Annotated in this window: 25 protein-coding genes; 15 read left to right on the top strand and 10 right to left on the bottom strand. The window is 71.8% G+C overall.

What is annotated here, in order from left to right; all coding sequences use genetic code 11:
* The first annotated feature begins 13 nt into the window (after positions 1 to 13).
* The 6 genes from ACFU8V_RS02190 to msrA all read left to right on the top strand — a co-directional run bounded on the left by ACFU8V_RS02190 (position 14) and on the right by msrA (position 4,601).
* Entirely contained in the window at positions 14 to 958 is a 945-nt protein-coding gene (locus ACFU8V_RS02190; RefSeq protein ID WP_025102787.1) for a dihydrodipicolinate synthase family protein, read from the top strand.
* Positions 958 to 1,890, top strand: a complete 933-nt coding sequence (locus ACFU8V_RS02185) for an ROK family protein (protein WP_378868661.1) — start codon at positions 958 to 960, stop codon at positions 1,888 to 1,890. The genes ACFU8V_RS02190 and ACFU8V_RS02185 overlap by 1 nt, the downstream gene beginning before the upstream one ends.
* Positions 1,887 to 2,573 carry an N-acetylmannosamine-6-phosphate 2-epimerase gene (locus ACFU8V_RS02180; protein WP_378868658.1) on the top strand — a complete coding sequence of 229 codons (687 nt, stop codon included), beginning with the start codon at positions 1,887 to 1,889 and terminating at the stop codon, positions 2,571 to 2,573. Before ACFU8V_RS02185 ends, ACFU8V_RS02180 begins: the two co-directional genes overlap by 4 nt.
* On the top strand, positions 2,570 to 3,487 hold the full coding sequence (locus ACFU8V_RS02175; protein ID WP_161973081.1) for a DUF4862 family protein: 918 nt from the start codon (positions 2,570 to 2,572) through the stop codon (positions 3,485 to 3,487). The genes ACFU8V_RS02180 and ACFU8V_RS02175 overlap by 4 nt, the downstream gene beginning before the upstream one ends.
* A gap of 107 nt (positions 3,488 to 3,594) precedes the next feature.
* Entirely contained in the window at positions 3,595 to 4,062 is a 468-nt protein-coding gene (gene msrB, locus ACFU8V_RS02170; protein WP_126894629.1) for a peptide-methionine (R)-S-oxide reductase MsrB, read from the top strand.
* On the top strand, positions 4,059 to 4,601 hold the full coding sequence (gene msrA / locus ACFU8V_RS02165; RefSeq protein ID WP_025102782.1) for a peptide-methionine (S)-S-oxide reductase MsrA: 543 nt from the start codon (positions 4,059 to 4,061) through the stop codon (positions 4,599 to 4,601). The genes msrB and msrA overlap by 4 nt, the downstream gene beginning before the upstream one ends.
* Positions 4,602 to 4,689: 88 nt before the next feature.
* Here the strand turns inward: msrA and ACFU8V_RS02160 are convergent, their stop codons facing one another.
* The 5 genes from ACFU8V_RS02160 to ACFU8V_RS02140 form a co-directional block, all read right to left on the bottom strand.
* Entirely contained in the window at positions 4,690 to 5,490 is an 801-nt protein-coding gene (locus ACFU8V_RS02160; protein WP_378868653.1) for an alpha/beta fold hydrolase, read from the bottom strand.
* A 117-nt stretch (positions 5,491 to 5,607) separates the two neighbouring features.
* A complete protein-coding gene (locus ACFU8V_RS02155; protein WP_025102780.1) occupies positions 5,608 to 7,077 on the bottom strand; it encodes a catalase in 1,470 nt (489 codons plus the stop codon).
* Positions 7,078 to 7,141: 64 nt separating this feature from the next.
* Entirely contained in the window at positions 7,142 to 7,561 is a 420-nt protein-coding gene (locus ACFU8V_RS02150) for a Fur family transcriptional regulator (RefSeq protein ID WP_025102779.1), read from the bottom strand.
* A gap of 69 nt (positions 7,562 to 7,630) precedes the next feature.
* Entirely contained in the window at positions 7,631 to 8,548 is a 918-nt protein-coding gene (locus tag ACFU8V_RS02145) for a DnaJ domain-containing protein (RefSeq protein ID WP_025102778.1), read from the bottom strand.
* A 65-nt stretch (positions 8,549 to 8,613) separates the two neighbouring features.
* Positions 8,614 to 9,267: a YigZ family protein gene (locus tag ACFU8V_RS02140; RefSeq protein ID WP_085605220.1), complete on the bottom strand. Its 654-nt coding sequence runs from the start codon at positions 9,265 to 9,267 to the stop codon at positions 8,614 to 8,616.
* Between the two features lie 133 nt (positions 9,268 to 9,400).
* Between ACFU8V_RS02140 and ACFU8V_RS02135 the strand changes: the two genes are divergently transcribed.
* From ACFU8V_RS02135 to ACFU8V_RS02125, 3 genes are all read left to right on the top strand, one after another.
* Positions 9,401 to 10,642 carry a sensor histidine kinase gene (locus ACFU8V_RS02135; RefSeq protein WP_036292299.1) on the top strand — a complete coding sequence of 414 codons (1,242 nt, stop codon included), beginning with the start codon at positions 9,401 to 9,403 and terminating at the stop codon, positions 10,640 to 10,642.
* Positions 10,639 to 11,262 carry a response regulator gene (locus ACFU8V_RS02130; protein WP_378868646.1) on the top strand — a complete coding sequence of 208 codons (624 nt, stop codon included), beginning with the start codon at positions 10,639 to 10,641 and terminating at the stop codon, positions 11,260 to 11,262. Before ACFU8V_RS02135 ends, ACFU8V_RS02130 begins: the two co-directional genes overlap by 4 nt.
* A 78-nt stretch (positions 11,263 to 11,340) precedes the next feature.
* A complete protein-coding gene (locus ACFU8V_RS02125; protein WP_378868643.1) occupies positions 11,341 to 11,793 on the top strand; it encodes a DUF2871 domain-containing protein in 453 nt (150 codons plus the stop codon).
* A 3-nt stretch (positions 11,794 to 11,796) separates the two neighbouring features.
* Here the strand turns inward: ACFU8V_RS02125 and cycA are convergent, their stop codons facing one another.
* Positions 11,797 to 13,266 (bottom strand): D-serine/D-alanine/glycine transporter, encoded by a 1,470-nt coding sequence (gene cycA, locus ACFU8V_RS02120; RefSeq protein ID WP_051582169.1) that lies wholly within the window; start codon positions 13,264 to 13,266, stop codon positions 11,797 to 11,799.
* A gap of 170 nt (positions 13,267 to 13,436) precedes the next feature.
* Here cycA and ACFU8V_RS02115 point away from each other — a divergent pair, with 170 nt between their 5' ends.
* Both ACFU8V_RS02115 and ACFU8V_RS02110 read left to right on the top strand, forming a co-directional pair.
* Complete coding sequence (locus ACFU8V_RS02115; RefSeq protein ID WP_378868639.1) at positions 13,437 to 14,909, top strand: MATE family efflux transporter; 1,473 nt, start codon at positions 13,437 to 13,439, stop codon at positions 14,907 to 14,909.
* Between the two features lie 113 nt (positions 14,910 to 15,022).
* Positions 15,023 to 15,424 carry a hypothetical protein gene (locus tag ACFU8V_RS02110; protein WP_144881698.1) on the top strand — a complete coding sequence of 134 codons (402 nt, stop codon included), beginning with the start codon at positions 15,023 to 15,025 and terminating at the stop codon, positions 15,422 to 15,424.
* A 3-nt stretch (positions 15,425 to 15,427) separates the two neighbouring features.
* Here the strand turns inward: ACFU8V_RS02110 and ACFU8V_RS02105 are convergent, their stop codons facing one another.
* Positions 15,428 to 17,137 carry an AMP-binding protein gene (locus ACFU8V_RS02105; RefSeq protein WP_378868635.1) on the bottom strand — a complete coding sequence of 570 codons (1,710 nt, stop codon included), beginning with the start codon at positions 17,135 to 17,137 and terminating at the stop codon, positions 15,428 to 15,430.
* A gap of 42 nt (positions 17,138 to 17,179) precedes the next feature.
* Positions 17,180 to 17,647, bottom strand: a complete 468-nt coding sequence (locus ACFU8V_RS02100; protein ID WP_025102769.1) for an Lrp/AsnC family transcriptional regulator — start codon at positions 17,645 to 17,647, stop codon at positions 17,180 to 17,182.
* A gap of 112 nt (positions 17,648 to 17,759) precedes the next feature.
* Here ACFU8V_RS02100 and ACFU8V_RS02095 point away from each other — a divergent pair, with 112 nt between their 5' ends.
* Positions 17,760 to 18,998: a trans-sulfuration enzyme family protein gene (locus tag ACFU8V_RS02095; RefSeq protein ID WP_378868632.1), complete on the top strand. Its 1,239-nt coding sequence runs from the start codon at positions 17,760 to 17,762 to the stop codon at positions 18,996 to 18,998.
* A 150-nt stretch (positions 18,999 to 19,148) separates the two neighbouring features.
* Positions 19,149 to 20,555, top strand: coding sequence for a hypothetical protein (locus ACFU8V_RS02090; protein WP_378868629.1), 1,407 nt, complete (start codon positions 19,149 to 19,151; stop codon positions 20,553 to 20,555).
* 94 nt (positions 20,556 to 20,649) lie between these two features.
* On the opposite strand, the gene ACFU8V_RS02085 is transcribed toward ACFU8V_RS02090, so the two are convergent.
* Complete coding sequence (locus ACFU8V_RS02085; protein ID WP_081811533.1) at positions 20,650 to 21,120, bottom strand: acyl-CoA thioesterase; 471 nt, start codon at positions 21,118 to 21,120, stop codon at positions 20,650 to 20,652.
* Between the two features lie 136 nt (positions 21,121 to 21,256).
* Between ACFU8V_RS02085 and ACFU8V_RS02080 the strand changes: the two genes are divergently transcribed.
* Both ACFU8V_RS02080 and ACFU8V_RS02075 read left to right on the top strand, forming a co-directional pair.
* Positions 21,257 to 21,871 carry a ClpP family protease gene (locus ACFU8V_RS02080; RefSeq protein ID WP_378868624.1) on the top strand — a complete coding sequence of 205 codons (615 nt, stop codon included), beginning with the start codon at positions 21,257 to 21,259 and terminating at the stop codon, positions 21,869 to 21,871.
* The gene (locus ACFU8V_RS02075; protein WP_025102764.1) at positions 21,868 to 22,470 is read left to right on the top strand and encodes a ClpP family protease; all 603 of its coding nucleotides are present in this window, start codon (positions 21,868 to 21,870) and stop codon (positions 22,468 to 22,470) included. Before ACFU8V_RS02080 ends, ACFU8V_RS02075 begins: the two co-directional genes overlap by 4 nt.
* A gap of 70 nt (positions 22,471 to 22,540) precedes the next feature.
* Here the strand turns inward: ACFU8V_RS02075 and ACFU8V_RS02070 are convergent, their stop codons facing one another.
* A complete protein-coding gene (locus tag ACFU8V_RS02070; protein WP_303709276.1) occupies positions 22,541 to 22,891 on the bottom strand; it encodes a helix-turn-helix domain-containing protein in 351 nt (116 codons plus the stop codon).
* Between the last annotated feature and the right edge of the window lie 11 nt (positions 22,892 to 22,902).

The following is a 22,902-nucleotide window of genomic DNA, read 5'->3' as shown; positions in this document are numbered from 1 at the left end:
AGACGGAACACCTATGCCTTCCCCCGCTCCCGCCCTGTCGTTCTCCGGCGTCGTCCCGCCGGTCGCCACCCCGCTGCTCCCCGACGGGACGATCGACCACGCGTCGCTCACCCGCCTGGTCGAGCGCCTGATCGGGGAGGGCGTCTCCGGACTGTTCGCGCTCGGCTCCACCGGGGAGACGGCGTACTTCACGGACGACCAGCGCGTCGAGTTGCTGCAGACCATCGTCGCCGCGAACGCCGGACGCGTGCCCGTCATCGCCGGCGCGATCGAGCTCACGGCCCCGCGCATCATCGAGACCGCCCGCCGGCTCGTCGCCGCGGGCGCGCAGGCGATCGTGACCACCGCGCCGCTGTACACGCTGAACTCCCCGGCCGAGGTCGCCGCGCACTTCCGGACGATCGCCGCCGCGATCGACGTGCCGCTCTGGGCCTACGACGTGCCGGTGCGGGTGCACTCCAAGCTCGGCATCGACCTGCTCGTGCAGCTCGGCCGGGAGGGCGTCATCCAGGGGGTGAAGGATTCCTCCGGCGACGACGTCGGATTCCGCCGACTGATCGCGGCGAACGAGGCCGCCGGTCGCCCGCTGCAGCTGCTCACCGGGCACGAGGTCGTGGTCGACGCGATGGCCCTCGTCGGTGCCGCCGGGGTCGTCCCGGGCCTGGCGAACGTGGAGGCCGCGGGCTACGTGCGCCTCTGGGAGGCCGCGCAGCGCGGTGACTGGGCGACCGCCCGGGCCGAGCAGGAGCGCATCAACCGGCTCTTCGACATCGTGTTCCAGCCGCAGGGGCTGTCCGGCGACGCCACCGGCGTCGGCGCGTTCAAGGCGGCGATGCACGCGCGCGGCATCATCGACCACGCGGCGATGGCCGACACGGTGGAGTCGCTCTCCCCGGAGGCCGTCGCCGGCATCCGCACGATCCTCGACGAGCTCGGTCTGCTTCCGGTCGCCGTCTGATGCGCGAGGTCGTCCTCGCCGTCGACATCGGCGGCACCAAGACGGCCGCGGCGCTCGCCGATCGGGCGGACGCGCTGCTGCGCACCGCCGCGGCGCCGACTCCCGCGAGCGCGGGACCCGCCGCCGTCGTGGCGACCGTCGCCGCGCTCGCGGAGGAACTGCTCGACGACGGGACAGCGCTCGCCGGCGTCGGCATCGGCACCGCGGGCGTGGTCGACGCGCGGACGGGGACGATCGTGTCGGCCACCGACACCTTCGCCGACTGGCCGGGCACCCCGCTGGCCGCCCTGATCCGGGAAGCCCTCGCAGACCGCCTCCCCGCCGACGCCCCGGTCGCCGTGCAGAACGACGTCGACGCGCACGCCGCGGGGGAGCACCGGCACGGAGCCGCCGCCGGAGCCGCGAGCGCCCTCGTGGTCGCCGTCGGCACCGGGGTCGGCGCGGGCGTCATCCTCGACGGCCGTCCGGTGCGCGGTGCCCATCACGTGGCGGGCGAGCTCGCGCATCTCCCGATCCCGGGTGCCGCGCACCTCCGCTGTCCCTGCGGGCGGAACGGACACCTCGAAGCCCTCGGCTCCGGCGTCGGCCTGCACCGGCACTACCTCTCGCTCGGCGGCGACCCGGCGCTGCGCGATGCGCGCGGGGTCGCCGTCGCGGCCGGCGCGGGGGACCCGCTCGCCGCCCGCGCCATCCAGGACTCCGCCGCCGCCGTCGGCCGCGCGCTCGCCGGAGCCGCGACCCTCCTCGACCCGGAGCGGATCGTCGTCACCGGCGGCGTGCCGCGCATCGGCGAGCTGTGGTGGGACTCCCTGCGGGCGGCCTTCCACGCGGACGCCATCGACGCCCTGCACGACACCCCCATCCTGCCGGGAACCCTCGGCGACGACGCGCCGCTGCGAGGAGCCGCGGCATCCGCCTGGAGGCGACCATGACACCGACCCCCATCCTCGAACGCCTGCGCGGCGGCCTGATCGTCTCCTGTCAGGCCTACCCCGGGGAGGCGATGCGCGACCCGCGGACCATGGCGCAGGTCGCCGACGCCGCCCTCGTCGGCGGTGCCGCCGGGATCCGCGTGCAGGGGATCGACGACATCCGGGCGGTCGCGGACCTCCCGGTGCCGATCATCGGACTGTGGAAGGACGGCGATGCCGACGTCTTCATCACGCCGACGCTGGAGCATGCCGTGGCCGTCGCCGACGCGGGCGCCGACATCGTGGCGATCGACGGCACCCGACGCTCGCGGCCCGACGGCCGGACCCTTGCGGAGACCATCGTCGGGCTGCGCGCGCACTCCGACGCGCTCATCATGGCCGACTGCGGTTCCCTCGACGACGCGATCGCCGCCGAAGCCGCGGGCGCCGACATCCTCGGCACGACCCTGTCCGGCTACACCGGGGAGCGGCCGAAGGGCGACGGCCCCGACCTCGAGCTCATCGGCCTCATCGCGGCACGCTGCACCCGCCCGATCGTCGCGGAAGGGCGCATCCACACCCCGGCGCACGCCGCCGCCGCGATCGCCGCGGGAGCCTACGCGGTCTGCGTCGGCACGGCCATCACCCATCCGGCCACCATCACGTCGTGGTTCGCGCGGAGTCTCGCCGAGGCCCGTCCGTGACCCCCGTGCTCCTCAGCGCCTATCCGCTGTCGCCCGCGCACGCCCGGTGGGATCCGGCGCTGGAGGCCGCGCTGCTGCCGCAGCTCTGCGCGCTCCCCGGGGTGGCCGGGCTCGAGGTGCCGTGGATGGGGGCGGTCCATCCGCACGACCCGTCCTGGTTCCTCGGCCATGTGCCGGGCGTGCCCCTCGCGGTCACCCCGGTGCCGTTCGTGATGCGGCGGCTCGCGGAGGACCCGTCGTACGGACTCGCCTCGCCGCAGGAGGAGGGGAGAGCCGCGGCGGTGGCGGATCTGCGGCGCGTGGCGGACGACGTCGCGCGGCTCACCGCCGAGAGCGCCCCATCGGTCGCGGTGGTGATGCTGCACACCGCGCCCCGCGGGAGGGGAGACGGGGACGCGCTCGCCCGGTCGCTGGAGGAGGTCGCGGCGTTCGACTGGAGCGGAGCCCGGCTCGTCATCGAGCACTGCGACGCCGCCGTTCCCGGTCAGACGCCGGAGAAGGGGTTCCTCCCGCTCGCTGCCGAGATCGCGGCCATCCGGTCCGCCGACGCCCCGGTCGGCCTCTGGCTCAACTGGGGGCGGTCGGCGATCGAGCTGCGAGACGCGGACGCGGTGACCGCGCAGATCGCCGACGCCGCGGCCTCGGGGCTGCTGACCGGGCTCGCGTTCTCCGGGGCCGCGCCGGTCGAGAGCCCGTACGGCCCCGCCTGGGTGGACGCGCACCTGCCCATCGCGGAGACCCATCCCGCGTCCGCCTCGCTGCTCGACGCGGCACACGTCCGCGCGGGGCTCCGCATCGCGGGCGACGTGCCCTGGCTCGGCCTCAAGGTCGCGCGACGGCCGGAGGATCGCACGGTCGCGGAGATCGTCCGCACCGCGGAACGGAACCTCGCCGTCGTCCGAGACGCGGGCTGAGCGCGAGAAACTCTCAGCCCGCTCCCAGCCCCGCGGGACCAAAACGGGCTCGTCCCTGGTTCTCCTCAGTGACGCCGCAGCCAGCGGCGTCGGACAAGGAGCCACTCATGTCGAACGACTACGGCAGGACCCCCGAGGCCGTCAGCGGTCTCACGAACCTGCAGTACGAGGTCACGCAGCAGGACGCCACCGAGCCGCCCTTCCGCAACGCCTACTGGAACAATCACGACGACGGCATCTACGTCGACGTCGTCTCCGGGCAGCCGCTGTTCTCCTCCCGGGACAAGTACGACAGCGGCACCGGCTGGCCGAGCTTCACGCGCCCGATCGACGCCGACGCCGTGACCACGAAGACCGACCGCACGCTGTGGATGACCCGCACCGAGGCGCGGTCGTCCGGCGCCGACAGCCACCTGGGTCACGTCTTCGACGACGGACCCCGCGCCGAGGGCGGCCTGCGCTACTGCATGAACTCGGCGGCCCTCCGCTTCATCCCGGCGGAGGATCTCGAGAAGGAGGGGTACGGTCGCTACAGCCCCCTCTTCACCACCCACATCTCTGAGGAGCAGTCATGACCGACACCGGAACCATCACCCGCACCCCCGGGACCGAGACGGCCGTCCTCGCGGGCGGCTGCTTCTGGGGCATGGAAGACCTCATCCGCCGCCAGCCCGGGGTGATCGACACCCGCGTGGGCTACACCGGCGGGGAGAACGACCACGCGACCTACCGCAACCACCCCGGTCACGCGGAGGCCGTGGAGATCGTCTTCGACCCGAGCGCGACGACCTATCGCGACATCCTGGCGTTCTTCTTCCAGATCCACGACCCGTCGACCCTGAACCGTCAGGGCAACGACATCGGGTCGAGCTACCGGTCGGCGATCTTCCCGCTCACCCCCGAGCAGGAGCAGGTCGCGCGCGACACGATCGCCGACGTCGACGCCTCCGGGCTGTGGCCGGGTAAGGCCGTCACGACGATCGAGCCCGCCGGTCCGTTCTGGGAGGCCGAGCCCGAGCACCAGGATTACCTGATCAAGTACCCGAACGGCTACACGTGCCACTTCCCCCGCGCCGGCTGGGTCCTCCCGAAGCGCGAGGACGCCACCGCCTGATCCCCGAGACCCCGCTTTCCCGCCGAGACCCCCTCCTGCACGCGAGTGCAGGAGGGGGTCTCGGCGCGTAGACGGGGTCTCGGCGGGGTCAGGACTCGGCGAAGAAACCGAGCGCGGCCTCCTTGAAGTCGCGGGAGCCGGGGGCGTTGAAGTGGTGGCGGTTCGGGAGCTCGACGAAACGGGCATCGGGAGCCGCGGCCGCCAGCGCCCGGGAGCCCTCGATGATCGCGTCCTTCGATCCCGTCGCGAACAGCAGCGGCACGACCGGGGCGTCCGCGGGATCGGGATCGATCGTGCCGGAGCCCCGAAGTCCCTCCGCCAGGGCGACGAGCGCGCGCAGATCGTTCCCGGGCACCCGCTCGGTCAGCGCGATGTAGTTCTGCGTCGTGCGTTCCTCCACCGGGGTGCCGTCCGCGATGTACGCGCGCACCTGGTCGAGGTCCAGACGCGCGAGGGGGATGCCGTCGGGGACCCCGCCCAGGACCGCCCGGCCGATCCGATGCGGGAGCTCGCGGGCCACCTCCCACCCCACCCGGGCGCCGAGCGAGTAGCCGAGGTAGAACGCGTCGTCGACGAGGTACGTGTCCATGACGGTCTCGACGTCGGTCACGAGGTTGCGGATGGCGTAGGCGTCGGACTCGTGCGGCTTGTCGCTCTGCCCGTGGCCCCGCTGGTCGAGTGCGAGCACGCGGTACCCGGCCCTGGTCAGCTCGCGCACCCAGCCGGTGAGCACCCAGTTGTCGCGCGCGCCCGAGGCGAAGCCGTGCACGGTCACCACGATGGGGGCGTCGAGCTCTCCCCATGTGTACGTCGCCAGTCGTGTGCCGTCCGCCGCGTAGACGTGCTGCGGGTCGGGCATCTCGGTGAGGTCGGAGAGGGGAACAGCCACCCCACCATCCTCCCCCCACTCCTCCCTTCCCTGGCGCCGAGACCCCGGTTACACGCCGAAACCCCCTCCCCGCGGTGTCGCGGGGAGGGGGTTTCGAGGAGAACCCGGGGTCTCGGGTCAGACGCGGTCGCGCAGAGCGGCGCCGAGCTCGGCGTCCACGTTCGTCCAGTACTGGAAGAAGCGCTCGCGGATGGCGTCGACCGTGATCGAGCGGCCCTGACCGGTCAGGACCTCCAGGAAGCGGGCGCGCTGCGGGCCGTCGAAGACCTCGCGGTACAGCGTGCCGGCCTGACCGAAGTCGTCGTCCTCGGCGTGCAGCGTCGCGGCGGAGCGGGTGAGCTCGCCGTCCGCCGACCAGTTCACCTCGATGCCCTTCGCCGGGTCGGCCGCGGGGCCACCGGGGGTCCCGAAGGAGTTCGGCTGGTAGGTGCGGTGCGCGGCGTCGTTGTACTGATACCGCATCGAGCCCTCGTGCTGGTAGTTGCGGGTCTCGGCGGCGTGCGGCTGGTTGACCGGCAGCTGGTTGTAGTTCGCGCCGATGCGGTGACGCTGGGCGTCCGGGTAGGCGAACATCCGGCCCATGAGCATCTTGTCGGGGGAGATGCCGGTACCGGGCACCTGGTTCCCCGGCGCGAAGCCGGCCTGCTCGATCTGCGCGAAGAAGTTCTCCGGGTTGCGGTTCAGGGTCAGCGTGCCGACCTTGATGCGCGGGTAGTCCTTCTTCGAGATCGTCTTGGTGAGGTCGAAGGGGTTGAAGCGGTAGTCCTTGGCCTCGTCGTACGGCATGATCTGCACGTACAGGTCCCACTTCGGGAAGTCGCCCTCGGCGATCGACTGGAACAGGTCGCGACGGTAGTGGTCCGCGTCGGAACCGGCCAGCTGCTCGGCCTCCTCCGGGCTCATCGCCTCGACGCCCTGGTGGGAGATGAAGTGGTACTTGACCCAGAACACCTCGCCCTCGGCGTTGATCCACGAGTAGGTGTGGGAGCCGTAGCCGTTCATGTGACGCCAGCTGCGGGGCAGGCCGCGCTCGCCCATGAGGTAGGTGACCTGGTGGGCGCTCTCGGGCGAGAGGGTCCAGAAGTCCCACTGCATGTCCGCGTCGCGCAGGCCGGAGTCGCCGAGGCGCTTCTGCGAGTGGATGAAGTCGGGGAACTTGATGGCGTCGCGGAGGAAGAACGTCGGGGTGTTGTTGCCGACGATGTCGAGGTTGCCCTCGGTCGTGTAGAAGCGCAGCGAGAACCCGCGCACGTCGCGCCAGGTGTCGGGCGAGCCCTGCTCACCGGCGACGGAGGAGAAGCGGAGGAGGGTCTCCGAGGTGGCGCCCGGCTGGAACACGGCCGCACGGGTGTACTTCGAGACGTCCTCGGTGACGACGAACTCGCCGAACGCGCCGCCGCCCTTGGCGTGCGGGTTGCGCTCCGGCACCCGCTCGCGGTTGAAGGAGGCGAGCTTCTCGACCAGGTAGTGGTCGTGCAGCGCGGTGGGGCCGTCGGGGCCCACGGTCAGCGAGTGGGTGTCGCTCGCGATCGGCGCTCCGGCCTGCGTCGTCGTGGCCGGACGGCCCGCGTCGGTGGGGTTGGTCATGGTCTTCTCCTTCTCCGCGCGGACATGCCGAACGGACCCTCGGGGAGGGGATCGGTGGATGCGCCTACGCGGCGTTCTGGCAGCTGGGGCAGAGGCCCCAGAAGGTGACTTCAGCTGTCTGCACGGTGAAGCCCCCCGTCGAGGACGGGGTGAGACACGGCGCCTCGCCGACGACGCAGTCCACATCGCCGACCGCACCGCAGGAGGTGCAGACGACATGGTGGTGGTTGTCGTCGATGCGCCGCTCGTACAGCGCCGCGGAGCCTGCCGGTTCGATCCGGCGGATGAGGCCCGCCGTCGTCAGGTCCGCGAGGATGTTGTGCACCGACTGGATCGACGTGGTCGGAAGCACGTCGGACACGGCGCGGTAGACCCGCTCCGCATCCGTGTGGGCCATGGAGCCGAGAGCCTCGAGAACGGCGACGCGGCCCGCAGTCGCACGCAGCCCGGCGTCGCGCAACGCCGAGTCGAGTTCCGTCTCCATGCCCTCGACTCTACACGTGTTTTGAGTGATTCAAAAGAGCATGCCGCGATGCCGGGCGCGTCGCCGCCGTCAGACGAAGCGGACCGTCTGCTGCAGACGGGTGCGGACATCGAACAGCTCGTTGCCGCCGATGGCCCGCGCCCCGGGGACGCCCTGCCGCAGGACCATCGCCAGCGCGCTGCGCCGCACCACCACGACCGGGACCCCGCGGTTGCTGCCGAGCGGGGTGACCGCCTGGGCGAGGTCGTCGTCGGGGAGCACCACGATCGCCCCGCCGAACTTCACCTTCGCGGCCTTCGCCACCGCGCGCATCCGGGCGAGAGCCGCCGTGACCGGGGCCCGCGTGCCGAGGCTCGGGCCGGTGATCTCCCCGCGGCGGAACCCCACGACCCCGCCGAAGTCCTCGGACATGACGCCGTAGAGGCCGGACGGGCTGAGCACCACGTGGTCGAGCTTGTCCTCGGGGGTCTGTCCTGCGGCGACGTCGTGCCAGACCGTGAAGCCCATGCCGAGGTCGGAGACCGTGCGGGCCGTGGCCTCCTCCGCGAGCGCGTCGGCGAGCAGCCGCCGGAGCTCCCGTGGGGCGGCGCGCACGAGGGCCGGGGCGTACGGGTCGGGGACCTCGACCCCGTGACCCGCCCACTCGCGGATCAGGGAGAGGTAGCGTTCGCGGCGCCAGCCCCCGGGGTGTCCGTAGGAGCGGGCGCGCGGCCGGGTGTCGGTGCGCACCGTCGGGGGACGCCAGCCGCTCCATTCGCCGCCGTCGTCGGTCAGGCCCGCGCGGCGGTCGTACGCGGCGCGGTCCTCCGCGGTGCCGATGAGCTCCCACGCGCGCTGGACCTGGATGAACACGGCCGCGTCGCCGCCGGTGTCGGGGTGGGTCTGCCGCAGTCGCAGCCGATACGCCCGCCGGAGCTCGGCGTCGTCGACGGCCGGATCCACGCCGAGGATCTCGTACGGCGAGGCCGAGAGCGGACTGTCGAACATCGCTCTCCTTCCGCGACCGCGGCGTCCAGGATATCCGTCGGACGGTGTGCGGCCGCCGGGAGGCCTCAGTCCGCGACGTCGACGATCCGCTCGATCCCGGCCACCGGGGCCACGGCGCCGCCGGACGCGGCGGCGAGGTCGGCGGTCAGGCGCGGAAGCGCGGCGGCGGGCACCCACAGCTCGAGCTGGGCGGAGGCCCCGTAGGTCGGCGTGCCGAGCGTGGCCCCGTGCGACGTCGCCCAGTCGCGGAGCAGGTTGTCGTAGCGGCCGGCCTCGGCGTGCGGGACCTCGACGGTCGCCTGGGTGAGCGCCGCGCGACGGACGAGTGCGGCATGGTCGAGCGTCTCGGACACCGCGGTGGAGTAGGCGCGGATGAGGCCGCCCGCCCCGAGCTTCACCCCGCCGAAGTAGCGGGTGACCACCGCGACGACGTCCGTGAGGCCGCGGCGCCGGAGGACCTCGAGCATCGGGACGCCGGCCGTTCCGGAGGGCTCGCCGTCGTCCGAGGAGCGCGCCTGATCCCCGTGCAGACCGGTCACCATCGCGGTGCAGTTGTGGTTCGCGTCCCAGGCGCGCTTCCGGATCGTCGCGATGACGGCTTCGGCCTCGGCCACCGTCGACACCGGTGCGACGTGCGTGAGGAAGCGCGACTTGCGGATGACGAGCTCGTGGTCGACGGCTGCCGCGATCGTCGCCGGGAACGGGTGCGGTGTCGACATCGGCCCCACGATACCTCCGTTCGAATCGCCTGATTGGTCCCAAATCCGGGCCGGATGCCGCCAATCGGGCGATTCGAACGGGGTCGACCGAACGATGGAGGCGCACACCGGCCCGGCGGACGAGAATGTCAGCATGCCGACCGGAGACACCGCCGCGACCGACCACCCCGGTGGGCGGTCGGGAGCACGCACGCGCTCCTGGGGGCGCCTGGTCACGTCGCTCCGCATCGGCCAGGCCGTCATCACGGTCGTGCTCACCGTCGTCGGCGTCGTCCGCTCCCTCGCCGACGGGGTCCCGGTGCCGTGGCTGCTCGCGACCGCCCTCGCCTTCCTCGGCTGGTACGGCGGCGGACTCCTGCTCTCCTCCCGCACGGACGACCGGGCGCTCGCCGCCGGCTGGCTGCTGGGGCTCACGGCCATCTGGCTGGGGGCGGTGGCGCTGTCGCCGGAGTTCGTCTGGCTGGCGTTCTCGCTGTGGCTGCTCGCCGGCTTCCTGCTGCGACTGCGATGGGCTGTGCTGCTCAGCGTCCTCATCCTCGCCGTCGTGATCGTCGCGCCGCTGCTGCACACCGGGACGACCACCTACGCGAACGTGATCGGGCCGCTGGTGGGCGGCATCTTCGCCCTCGGGATCTCCCGCGGCTACCTGGAGCTCGTCCGCGACGGGCGGGAGCGGCGGCGACTCATCGCGTCCCTCGTCGCGACGCAGCAGGAGATGGCGGCCCTCCAGGACGAGCTCGCCCGGACCCAGCGGGAGTCCGGCGCCGCCGCCGAGCGCACCAGGGTGTCGCGCGACATCCACGACACGGTCGCCCAGAGCCTGTCCTCCATCGTCCTGCTGGCGCGGTCGGCGGCCGAGCACGAGGACGGCCGGGAGCGGGCGCTCGGGCAGATCGGGGCGCTCGCCGCGGAAGGGCTCGCCGACGCCCGACGCATCGTCGACGACCTCATGCCCGCCGAGCTGGACGGCTCCGCGCTGAGCGACGCCCTTGCCCGGATGCTCGAGCGCCTGACCGCCGAGACCGGGATCGCGGCCACCTTCCATGCCGACGATCTGCCCGCACTCGGCCTCGATGCCGAGGTCGCCCTGCTGCGGACGGCGCAGTCCGCGCTCGCCAACGTGCGCAGCCACGCCGGGGCCACTCGGGTGGTGGTGACCCTCGCGGACGCCGGCGACGCGGTGCGGCTGGACGTGGTCGACGACGGTCGCGGCTTCGACCCGTCGCGGCTGGACTCGGCGGGGCCCGGCGGCGGCTACGGCCTGCGGTCGATGCGCGCCCGACTGCGCGAGCTCGGCGGCGGTCTCGACGTGGAGAGCGCCCCCGGCGACGGCACCGCGCTGTCGGCCCACCTGCCCCTCGGAGGCCGGTCGTGACCCCTGTACGGATCCTGCTCGTCGACGACCACCCCATCGTGCGCGCCGGCGTGCGCTCGTTGTTCGACCGCCGCGACGACGCCGAGGTCGTGGGCGAGGCCGCGTCGGGGGAGGAGGCGGTCGTCCTCGCCCGGCACCTCCGTCCCGACGTCGTCCTCTGCGATCTGCGGCTGGGGGCGGGCATGGACGGCGTGCAGACGACGGCGGCGCTCCGGGCGCTCGACCCGGCCCCGGCGGTGCTCATCCTCACGACGTTCGACCGCGACGCCCAGATCCTCGGCGCGATCGAGGCGGGGGCGGCGGGGTACCTGCTCAAGGACATCGACCCGGAGGACATCATCCGGGCCGTGCGACAGGCCGCGTCGGGCGGGCAGGCGCTGACGCCGGAGCTCACGGCGCGCGTCGGCCGCGCCCTCCGCGCCCCGCGGGTGCAGCTCACGGGGCGCGAGCTCGACGTGCTGCGGCTGCTCGACACCGGGGCCTCGAACCGGGAGATCGCGAAGGCGCTGTTCGTCACGGAAGCGACGGTGAAGACCCACCTCGTGCACGTCTTCGAGAAGCTCGGGGCCGACAGCCGCACGAAGGCGGTCGCGATCGCCAGGGAGTCCGGTCTGCTCTGACGCCCGCGGTCTCAACCGTTCGATGGATCCGCGGCGACGGCCCCACGGCGAGGCTGGAGGCAGACAGAAAGGACTCCCATGCGCAGGCTCTTCACCGCCGCGTTCGCCTCCATGCTGGTGGGCGTCGCCTCCGGACTCTTCTACCGTGAGTTCACCAAGATCAACGGCTTCCCGGAGGGGGCGCCGACGCAGCTCGGACTCGTGCACACGCATCTGCTCGTGCTGGGCTTCGTCGTCTTCCTCGTGGTGATGCTCCTGGAGAAGGCTTTTGCGCTCTCCGAGAGCCGCCTGTTCGGCTGGTTCTTCTGGACCTACACCGCCGGGCTCGTGCTGACCTCGGCGATGCTCCTCTGGCACGGCTGCCTCACGGTGCTCGGCGAGGAGTCGACGAAGATGATCGCCGGCATCGCGGGCGTGGGGCACATGCTGCTCGCCGCCGGCATGGTGCTGCTGTTCCTCGCGCTCCGCCCCCGCGTCTTCGCCCCGAAGGTCGCGGCCGCACAGCCCGCGACCCTCGAGTCGGTCGCCTGACGCTCAGTCGGCCGGGATCGTGTCGTCGCGCAGGTACGCGATGTGCGCGGCGTGGCGCTCCAGGTGGTGCGGCGACTTCCGCACGAACAGCCAGGCGACGATGAGGATCGCGAACCAGATCGGCGTCACGAGCAGGGCGATCAGGGTGTCGGGCTGGGTGGTCAGCGCCCAGAGGATGAAAAGGAAGAACGCGAGCACCACGAACACCATGAACACGCCGCCCGGCATCTTGAACGCCGAGGTCGCCGCCTTCTCCGGACGCCGGCGCCGGTACACGAGGTAGCTGCAGAGGAAGATCGTCCACACGAACATGAAGCACACGGCCGACACCGTGGTGACCATCTCGAACGCCGTGCCGATGTCCTTGCCCGCGTAGAGCAGCACGACGCCGGACAGCAGCAGGATGCAGGACAGGAACAGCGCGTTCTGCGGCACGCGGCGCTTCGAGAGCCGGCCGAAGAACCGGGGGGCGTCGCCGTCCTGTGCCAGGCCGAAGACCATGCGCGACGTGGAGTAGATGCCGGAGTTCGCGCTGGACATCGCGGAGGTCAGCACCACGAGGTTGACGACGGTGGCGGCGATGCCCAGTCCGGCGAGGGCGAACATCGCGATGAAGGGGCTCTCGCCGGCGACGTACTCGGTCCACGGCGTGACGGACATGAGGATGATGAGCGCGCCCACGTAGAACAGCAGGACCCGGATCGGGATGGCGTTGATGGCCTTCGGAAGGTTGCGCTTCGGGTCCTTCGTCTCCGCGGCGGCCGTGCCGACGAGCTCAATCCCGACGAACGCGAACACCGCGATCTGGAAGCCGGCGACGAAGCCGAGGAAGCCGTGCGGGAACATGCCGCCGTGCTCCCACAGGTTGGCGAAGCTCGCGGTGCCGGCGTCGTGCGAGAAGCCGGTGAGGATCATGACGAGACCGGTCACGATGAGGGCGACGATCGCGACGATCTTGATGAGCGCGAACCAGAACTCCATCTCGCCGAACGCCGCGACGGTGGGCAGGTTGAGCGCCAGGAGGATCACGACCACGAGGAGGCCGGGGATCCACAGCGGGATGCCGGGGATGAGCGCATCGGTGTACCCCGCGATCGCGATCACGTCGGCCACGCCCGTGACCACCCAGCAGAACCAGTACGTCCAGCCGGTGAAGAAGCCCGCCCACGGGCCGAGCAGGTCGCTCGCGAAGTCGCTGAACGACTTGTACTTGAGGTTCGACAGCAGCAGCTCGCCCATCGCCCGCATGACGAAGAACAGCATGAACCCGATGATCATGTAGACGAAGATCACCGAGGGGCCGGCGACGGAGATCGTCTTGCCGCTGCCCATGAACAGGCCGGTGCCGATCGCCCCGCCGATCGCGAGGAGCTGGATGTGCCGGTTGCTGAGCGCGCGCCGCAGGTGCTCCTCGCCTCCGGCTGCGGTCTGCCCCTGGCGGATGGCCCCCGTGTCTTCCTTCGTCACGCTCATCTCCTCCGGTCGTCCTCGACTGATGCAGAGTAACCACCGGGGCCCGCTCGTCCGAAATCGACCCCCCGGCGACGGCAATCCGGCCCGGGGTGTTCCGTTCGCCCGAAACGATTCGATAAACTGGGCGCACCCCCGATCCATCCCCTCTTTCCCTGCGAGCCCCTTCCTTCATGGCCACCACCCTCACCACGGGCCGTCCGTGGCGCGTCATCCTCGCCTTCTCGATCCCGCTGCTGCTCGGCAACGTCGTGCAGCAGCTCTACCAGTTCGCCGACGCGATCGTCGTCGGACGCCATCTCGGCGTCCAGTCCCTCGCCGCCGTCGGCGCGACGGGCAGCCTGCTCTTCCTCCTCCTCGGCTTCGCCTGGGGTCTCACGAGCGGCTTCGCGATCCCCATCGCCCAGGCCTTCGGTGCGCGCGACGACGCCGCCGTGCGCCGCTCGGTCGCCACGGGCGTGCTCCTCAGCGGCATCACGAGCGTGGTCCTCACGGTGGTCGCGCCGCTCATCGCCGGGCCGATCCTCGCGCTGCTGCAGACGCCGCCCGAGCTCATGGCCGAGGCGACGGTGTTCACGCAGATCAGCTTCCTCGGCGCGGGCGCGACGATGTTCTTCAACTACCTCTCCGCCATCATCCGCGCCATCGGCGACTCGAAGACCCCGCTGGTGTTCCTCACGGTCTCCTGTGCACTCAACGTCGGCCTCGTCGTGCTCATGGTCGGTCCGCTGGAGTGGGGCGTCGCGGGTGCCGCGCTCGCCACCGTGGTCGCACAGGCCGTCTCGGTGATCCTCTGCCTGGAGTTCGTGCGCCGGCGGCTGCCCATGCTGCACCTGCGTCGTTCGGACTGGCGCATCTCCCGCACGGACATCGCCGACCACCTGCGCCTCGGCCTCCCCATGGGCTTCCAGGCCTCGATCATCGCGATCGGGACCCTCACGGTGCAGGTCGCGCTCAACACGCTCGGCGCCGACGCGGTCGCGGCCTACACGACGGCGTCCCGCGTGGACAGCCTGGCGGTCGCCCTGCTCTCCTCGCTCGGGCTCGCCGTGTCGATGTACGCGGCGCAGAACCACGGTGGACGCCGCCCCGACCGCATCCGGCGCGGTGTGGTCGAGGCCACCTGGATGGCGGTCGCCGCGGCGATCGTCCTCGGCGGGCTGCTCATCGCGTTCGGCGCGCCGATGGTCCGGCTGTTCGTCGGCGACGGGTCGGACGACGTCGTCGCCATGGCGCACCGCATGCTCATCATCAACGGCTGCGGCTACTGGGCGCTCGGCATGCTCTTCGTGCTCCGCGGCGCGCTCCAGGGGCTCGGCCACACGCTGGTGCCGACGGTCACCGGCGTGATCGAGCTCGTGATGCGCGTCGTCGCCGCGGTCGTCCTCGGGGCGATGATCGGGTTCGACGGCGTGGCCCTCAGCAACCCGCTCGCCTGGGTGGGCGCGATCGTGCTCCTCGTGCCGGCCTACGTCAAGGCGCATCGCGCGCTCGCGAGGCAGCCCGTGGCCCCGGCCGAGGCCACCGAGACCTCCGCGATCGCGATCGTCGGCCCCACCGACGGCTCGATGGTGGTCGACGCGGTCGTCACCCGCCCCGTCCGCGTCGTGCGCCCGCGCCGGCTGCGGTGGCCGGTCCGGCGCTGATCCGCGATATCCACCGGAAGGATGACCCGGATCGGACTTGAGACGGATGGCCTTCCGGAGAGACACTTCTAATGTCGAAGGTGCGGAGGGGTTCCGCCGGACGGGGGGTCGTCATGACGACATTGGGAGTGGCCAGAGACCTGGCCGCCATTCTGGTACCGATCGGATACGTGGGTGCGGCGCTCGCCGCGGTCTGCGCGATCGTGGCAGCGATCGCGATCATCCGCGGAGCCGGGGGGCTCGCGGGCGGCGCGGTCGGACTGTGGATCGTGTGCGCGCTGATGAGCTTCACCGCGAGCTTCGCGAATCAGTGGCTTCCGCTGATCGCGGCGGGCGCGTCGCTCGTGGGCATGCTCGTGATCGGCGGGATCGTGCGCGCGATGCTCACGGCCGGCGGCTTCGAGTCGCGACGCCGGGCCGCGCGCGTGAAGCCGGCGCCGGCGACCACGACGACGGCCACGCTCAAGACCGGCTCGACCGCGACGCCCACGGCGCCGGTCGCCGTCGTCTCCTAGCGCTCAGCGGTAGTCGCGGTCGCGGTGCTGCCGCGCCTCGTCGCCCGCGGCCACGCGGGCGCTCTCGCGTGCCCGCAGCTCGACGCGGCGGATCTTCCCGGAGATCGTCTTCGGCAGCTCGGGCACGAACTCGATGATCTGCACCCACAGGTGCGAGGACAGCCGTTCGTGCGCGTAGCCGAACACGGCGCGCGCGGCGGCGGCCTCGTCCGCGCCCGCGTCCGGCGTCAGGCACACGTACGCCTTCGGGACCGCCAGGCGCGTGGGGTCGGGGCTGGGGATGACGGCCGCTTCGACGACGAGGTCGTGCTCCAGCAGCACGGACTCGAGCTCGAACGGCGAGATCTTGTAGTCGGAGGCCTTGAACACGTCGTCGGAGCGTCCGATGTAGGTCAGGTAGCCGTCGGCGTCGCGCACGGCGATGTCTCCGGTGTGATGGAAGCCCCCGGCCCGCGACTCCGCGGTCTTCTCCGGATCGTCGTAGTACCCCGCCATGAGGCCGAGCGGCGGCTTCGCGAGGTCGAGCGCGATCTCGCCCTCGTCCTCCACGACCTCGCCCGTCGACGGATCGAGCAGCACGACCGGGTACCCGGGCAGCGGACGGCCCATCGATCCCACCTTGACCGTCTGCCCCGGGGAGTTGCCGATGCAGGCGGTCATCTCCGTCTGCCCGAAGCCGTCGCGGATCGTGCCGCCCCACGCCTCGCGCACCCGGTCGATGACCTCGGGGTTCAGCGGTTCGCCGGCGCCCACGAGCTCGCGCGGAGGGTGCGCGAGCCGGGAGAGGTCGGCCTGGATGAGCATGCGCCAGACCGTGGGCGGGGCGCAGAACGTCGAGACGTGGTGGGTGTCCATGACCTCCATGAGCGTGTTCGCGTCGAAGCGGTCGTAGTTGTAGACGAACACCGTCGCCTCGGCCAGGAACGGCGAGTAGAAGCTCGACCAGGCGTGCTTGGCCCACCCGGGGGAGGAGATGTTGAGGTGCACGTCGTCCGGGCGCACGCCGAGCCACCACATCGTGGAGAGGTGGCCGACGGGGTAGGAGACGTGGGTGTGCTGCACGAGCTTCGGGCGGTTCGTCGTGCCGGACGTGAAGTACAGCAGGGCCGTGTCGCCGGCGGGCGTCGGGCCGTCCGGAACGAACTCCTCGGTGGTGGCGGCGGCGTCCGCGAACCGCTTCCAGTCCGCAGGCAGCGACGCGCCGACCCCGATGCGCAGCACCGCGGGGTCGATCCCCTCGAGGCGGTCGGCCAGGCTGCCGAGGGTGACGACGGCGCCGGCGCGGCCGTGCTCGATCCGGTACGCGAGGTCGGAGGCCGACAGCAGCGTCGAGGTCGGGATCGACACCGCGCCCAGCTTCGTGATCGCGAGCATCACCTCCCACAGCTCGATCGTGTTGTTGAGCATGACGATCACGTGGTCGCCGCGGCCGATGCCGAGGCCGCGCAACCAGGCGGCGACCTGGTCGGACCGGGCGGAGAGCTCGCCGTACGTCCAGGAGCGGAGGCTGAGGTCGGCCTCGACGATCTGCACGGCCGGACGGCCGGGGTTCTCCCCGGCGACGACGTCGAACCACTCGAGCGCGAAGTTGAAGGCGGTCAGGTCGGGCCAGGCGAACTCGCGGCGCGCGGCGTCGTAGTCCGTGGCGTGCGTGAAGAGGAGGTCCCTCATCCCGCGGATCGCTTCGGTGGCGGGGGTGGCACGACGGCTCATGGTGCTCCTTTGCAACGGCGTCCCTCCATCCTGCCCCCTCGTTCAGCGGGGGAGGAAACCCGTGCCGTCGCGGAGCTCGAACACGAGCTGGGTCTCGGTGCCGCGGACGACGGGGTGGACGGTGATGTGCTCGAGCACGATGTCGCGCAGAGCGGTCGCGTCCTGGACGGCGACGTGCACGAGGAAGTCGTCCACCCCGGCGACGTGGAACACCTGGAGCACGCGGGGGATCGCGACGAGCGCGTCGAAGAGCGCCGTGACCTTGGGCCCAGTGTGATGCGCGAGGCGCACCTTGATGATCGCCTGCAGGGGGTAGCCGAGAGCGGAGCCGTCGAGGCGGACGCGCGTGTCGCGGATGACTCCGCGCTCACGCAGGCCGCGGATCCGGTGGGCGCAGGTGGATTCCGCGAGTCCGAGGCGGTGGGCCAGAGCCTTGTTGGTGACGGCCGCATCGCGGCTCAGGGCGGCGAGCAGCTCCAGGTCGATCTCGTCGAGTTGCGCTTTCGCCAACGTGCCCTCCTCGGTGCGGCCGGATGTTGCACAGAATAGCGAGGATCCCGGATTCGATGAGTTGTTCTGTCGAAGACCAGCGAGAAGCCCGCGATTCGGCCAGCGTGGAGGGATGACCGCACCGCTGCATCCCGACACCGTGGCCGTCCACAGCGGCCGTGCCGACCTCGAGGCGCTCGGGGTCCACGCCCTGCCGATCGACCTCTCCACGACCAATCCGCTGCCCGACGTCGAGCGCGGCGGTGACTCGTACGAGGCGATGGCCACCGGGGGCCGCCCGCCGCAGGACGGCAGCATGGTCTACGCCCGCCTCTGGAATCCGACGGTCGCGCGCTTCGAGGATGCGCTCGCCGAGCTGGAGCACGCCGAGGCCGCCGTCGCCTTCGGCTCCGGGATGGCGGCCATGACCGCCGTGATCCTCGCGCACACGGGTGCCACGGGAGCGCGGCACGTCGTCGGGGTGCGTCCGCTCTACGGAGGGACCGACCACCTGCTCGGGTCCGGTCTGCTCGGCGTGGAGACGACGTACTGCCGTCCCGACGAGGTCGCCGCCGCGCTGCGCGCCGACACCGGACTCGTCGTCGTGGAGACGCCGGCGAACCCGACCCTCGAGGTCGCGGACATCGCCGAGGTCGTGCGGCAGGCGGGGAGCGTGCCGGTCGTGGTCGACAACACGTTCGCGACCCCCGTGCTGCAGAACCCGATCGATCACGGCGCGGCGATGTCGCTGCACAGCGCCACCAAATACCTCGGCGGCCACGGTGATGTCATCGCCGGCGTCGTCGCCTGTGACGAGACGACCGGGGAGGCGCTGCGTCGCGTGCGTGCGGTGACCGGGGGGCTCCTGCACCCGCTCGGCGCGTACCTGCTGCACCGCGGTCTCACGACCCTGCCGGTCCGCGTGCGGCACCAGCAGGAGAGCGCTCGTCGCATCGTGCAGTGGCTGGTCGATCGGCCCGAGGTCGCCGAGGTCTTCTATCCCGGGCTCGACGGGGATCCGCGCGGCATCCTGGAACGGCAGCTCCGCGGGCCGGGGGCGATGATCGCGTTGCGGCTGCGCGGCGGCTATGCAGCGGCCGCAGCGGTGGCCGGAGCGACCCGCCTCTTCACGCACGCCGTGTCGCTCGGGGGCGTGGACTCCCTCATCCAGCACCCCGCCGCGCTCACGCACCGCCCGGTCCCCGCGGAGGCGCGTCCCGCCGCCGACGTCCTGCGTCTGTCCATCGGCCTCGAGGACGTCGACGATCTCCTCGCCGACCTCGCGAACGCCTTCGCCACTCTCGCCGACCCACCCCTTTCCGTGCGACCCACCCCCGAAAGTGCGTCACATATGGGGGTGGCTCGCACATAAGGGGCCGGATCGGCGATTGTGTGAGGACGACAAGAAACTGAGTATCGCCTGAGGTGGGACTTGGTTCCTAGCGGCAAAACCGGGGGGTGGTGGAGAGTGCGGCCCTACAGTCGCGGGTGGCAACGACGCCACTGACCCCGGGAGTCCTCAATGACGAGTGAAAAGACCCACGCGCACGGCCTCGGCATGCGCATCGCCGTGATCGTCCTCAGCCTTCTGCTGGCGGCGATGGTGCTGTTGTTCTTCGCCACGATGAGCAAGGTGTCCGCGGGCGCCTCGGAACTCGCGGACGGCACCACCACCGCGCAGGGGGGATCCGCGGACCTCGCCGCCGGAGCCGCCGACCTCGCCGCGGGGGCCGACGAGCTGGCCGCGGGCACGCAGGATCTCGCGACAGGCACCGCGACGGCGCAGCAGGGATCGGCGAAACTCAGTGACGGCGCGACGACCGCCGCCGCGGGCGCCACCACGCTCGCGGAGGGTGCGGGCACCCTCGCCGCGGGAGCCGCCACGGCCCTCGACGGTGCGGGACGGGTGAGCGGCGGAGCCCAGACGGCGCTCGCCGGATCGCAGGAGCTCGCGGCGAAGATGGCGGCGGCGGACGCCGGGGCCCGGCAGCTCGTCGACGGCGCGACCACTCTCGCCGCCGGTGTCGACGGCGCGCACCGGTACGCGAACGGTGTGCTCGAGGGGGCGACGACCCTCAGCACCACCCTGCGCGCCGGAGTGAGTGCCGATGTGCAGAAACTCGCCCATCCGGAGACGAAGGCCCTGCTGACGGGCGTCGCCACGAGCGCTCCCGGCAATGCGCGGACGCTCGCCGCGGGTCTGCAGGGTCTCCTCGCTGCACACCCTGATGACGTGCAGCTCCAGCAGCTCGCGGCGCTCGCCGCCGGCGTCGAGAAGCAGGTCGGCGCGCTGGCCGCCCCCGCCGCGGCTGCTCCGGGCCTCGCACAGGGACTCATCGGCGCCGCCGACGGCTCCGCTCGTGTCACGGCCGGCGTCGGTGCGCTCATCAACGGCGACACCTCGAAGGGCTGGCCGGGAACCGTGGCGCTGGTCTCCCCGAAGGGCGCTCCCGCCCTCGTCGCCGGAGCGCAGACGCTGCAGGACGGCACCTCCCGGCTCGCGGCGGGCGCGGCGGATCTCTCGTCTGGGCTCCAGACCCTCTCGACCGGAGCATCGTCGCTGTACTCCGGCACCGCGGAGCTCAGCGCCGGCGCGGCGCGGCTCGACGCGGGTGCCGGGACTCTGGCTACGGGCGTCGGCGCGCTGCAGTCGGGTGCCGGTGACCTCCGGTCCGGGATGACCGAACTCCGTACCGGCGCCGACGCGGTCGCCGAGGGGTCCGGCACCCTCGCGGCCGGAAGCGCGAAGCTCGACGCGGGTGCCGCCGATCTTGCGGCGGGCAACGGACGCATCGCCGACGGCTCCGGCACCCTCGCGACGGCCACGGCCGGCGCCGCACCGTCCCTGCTCCCGTGGATCCTCGGTATCGGCCTGGTCGGCCTGATCGCGATCGGCTTCTGGATCGGCCACCGCGTCACCCACCGCTGACCGTCGACCCACCCCCTTCCGTGCGACCCACCCCCCTAAGTGACGCACTTTCGGGGGTGGGTCGACCGCAAGGGGGTGGGTCGGCGAGAGCGGGTCAGCGCTTCGGGAGGGGGATCGTGCCGGTGGCGATGCGCTCGGTGGGCATGCGGTCGCGATCGTAGGTGATCTCGTCGTAGCCGTGCGGGGTGGGCAGGCCGTCCTCGCCGATGCTGACGAACACGATCTCGTCGATGGTGAGGATGCGCTTGCGCGTGATCATGTTGCGCGCGACGGCCCGCATGGTGAGCGACGTGGTGCCGAAACGGGTGGCCTGCAGTCCGATCTCGATGAGGTCGCCCTGCACCGCCGACGCCTCGAACGTGATGGCGGAGATGTGCCGGGTGACGACGCGGTAGTTGCCGAGCTGCACGATCGCGTAGATCGCGGCCTCCTCGTCGATCCACTTCAGCAGGCTTCCGCCGAACAGCGTGCCGTTCGCGTTGAGGTCTTCCGGGCGCACCCACTTGCGGGTACGAAAGTTCAGGCCGTCCTCGGACTGCCATGCGGGTGCTTTCTGTTTCGCCATGCCCCGAGGCTAGGCGGGTCGTGCGTCGGCGGTGTTACGTCGCGTTTTCCGGCGGGTGCACCCGCCGCCGCTCACAGCGGATCTGCTCCGGGCGGATTCGCTCCCGCCGGCGCCGGGGGAGCCGGAGGCTGGGGTCATGAGCGAAGACAAACCTCTCCCGCAGTTCGGCCCCGAGGCCCGGCGCGCCCTGTTCCACGAGCGGGTGCTCGTCCTCGACGGCGCCCTCGACGACGACAACGGCACCCTCCTGATGACGCAGCTCCTCGGTCTCTCCGCCGAGGATCCGGCGGCCGACATCGCCCTCTGGATCCACTCGCCCGGCGGGTCCGTGCCATCGATGCTGGCGATCCGCGACCTCATGCACCTCATCCCGAACGACGTCTCCACCCTCGCCCTCGGTCTCGCCTGCAGCGCCGGGCAGTTCCTGCTCTCCGCGGGGACGAAGGGCAAGCGGCGCGCTCTCCCGCATGCGCGGATCCTCATGCACCAAGGATCGGCGGGGATCGGCGGCTCGGCGGTGGAGATCGAGGCGCAGGCCGACGACCTCCGGCACATGCGCGACACCGTCCTCGGCCTCATCGCGGACGACACCGGTCAGCCCCTCGCGCGGATCTTCGAGGACTCCCTCCACGACCGCTGGTACACCGCCGGCGAGGCTCAGGATTACGGATTCATCGACGAGATCGTGCAGTCGACGGCGGAGATCCTGCCGCGTCGTCGTGCGCGGGTGGGACTGGGGGCGGACGCATGAGCAGCTACACGATCCCGAACGTCATCGCCCAGCATCCGCGGGGCGAGCGGGTCATGGACGTGTACTCGCATCTGCTCGCCGAGCGGGTCATCTACCTCGGCACCGGCATCGACGCGGGGGTGGCGAACGCCCTCATCGCGCAGCTCCTGCACCTCGACGCGGACAGCCCGGAGACCGGCGTCCAGTTCTACATCAACAGCGAGGGCGGGGATCCCGGTGCCGCGCTGGCGATCTACGACACCATGCAGCACATCCGTCCGCGGATCGCGACGACGTGCGTCGGGCAGGCCATCGGTCCTGCGGCCCTGCTCGTCGCGGCGGGAGCGCCGGGGGAGCGGGCGGCCCTCGCCCACGCGCGCATCGTGCTGCACCAGCCGGCCGGTCAGTCGCGCGGAGCCATCCCGGACCTCATCCTCGCGGCCGACGAGGTCGTGCGGGTGCGCGCGGACATGGAGACGATCCTGGGTCGGCACACCGGCCGCTCTCTCGCGGAGCTCCGCGCCGACACCGACCGGGACCGGGTCTTCACCGCCGCCGCCGCCCTCGACTACGGCCTCATCGACACTGTGCTCGGTCCCCGTGATCCGGAGGCACGATGAAGTGACGGGTGCACGACGGATCTCCAGGATCCGTCGTGCACCCGGACTCCGGTCGTGCAGGTGGAACGGGTCAGGCGGCCAGGGCGAAGGCGCCGCGGGAGGCCGACACCGCAGCCGCGGCGGGGGTGGCCTGACGAAGCTCCTCGGCGACCGCGCTCGTGAGCTCCACGAGAGTGGCGTCCAGGGCCCCGGCGATCGCGGCGATCATCTCGCTGGACGGTTCCTTCCGGCCGCGCTCGACCTCGGAGAGGTACTGCGGCGAGACCCCGGCCTTCTCCGCGGTCTCGCTGAGCGTCTCGCCGCGGTCATGGCGCCGCCGCCGGAGCTGATCCCCGAGCAGGTCGCGCCATAGAGGTTCGGGGCCGTTCGACGGCGAACGGACGGGATGCGGGGCGCGGGGGAACGGGACGATGTCGGCCATGCCTCACGATA

The sequence above is a fragment of the Microbacterium sp. NPDC057658 genome, assembly GCF_042799975.1.
Lineage (GTDB): Bacteria > Actinomycetota > Actinomycetes > Actinomycetales > Microbacteriaceae > Microbacterium.
The sequence above is the reverse complement of the archived record's forward strand: the minus strand, read 5'-3'. Positions and strand labels throughout refer to the sequence as shown.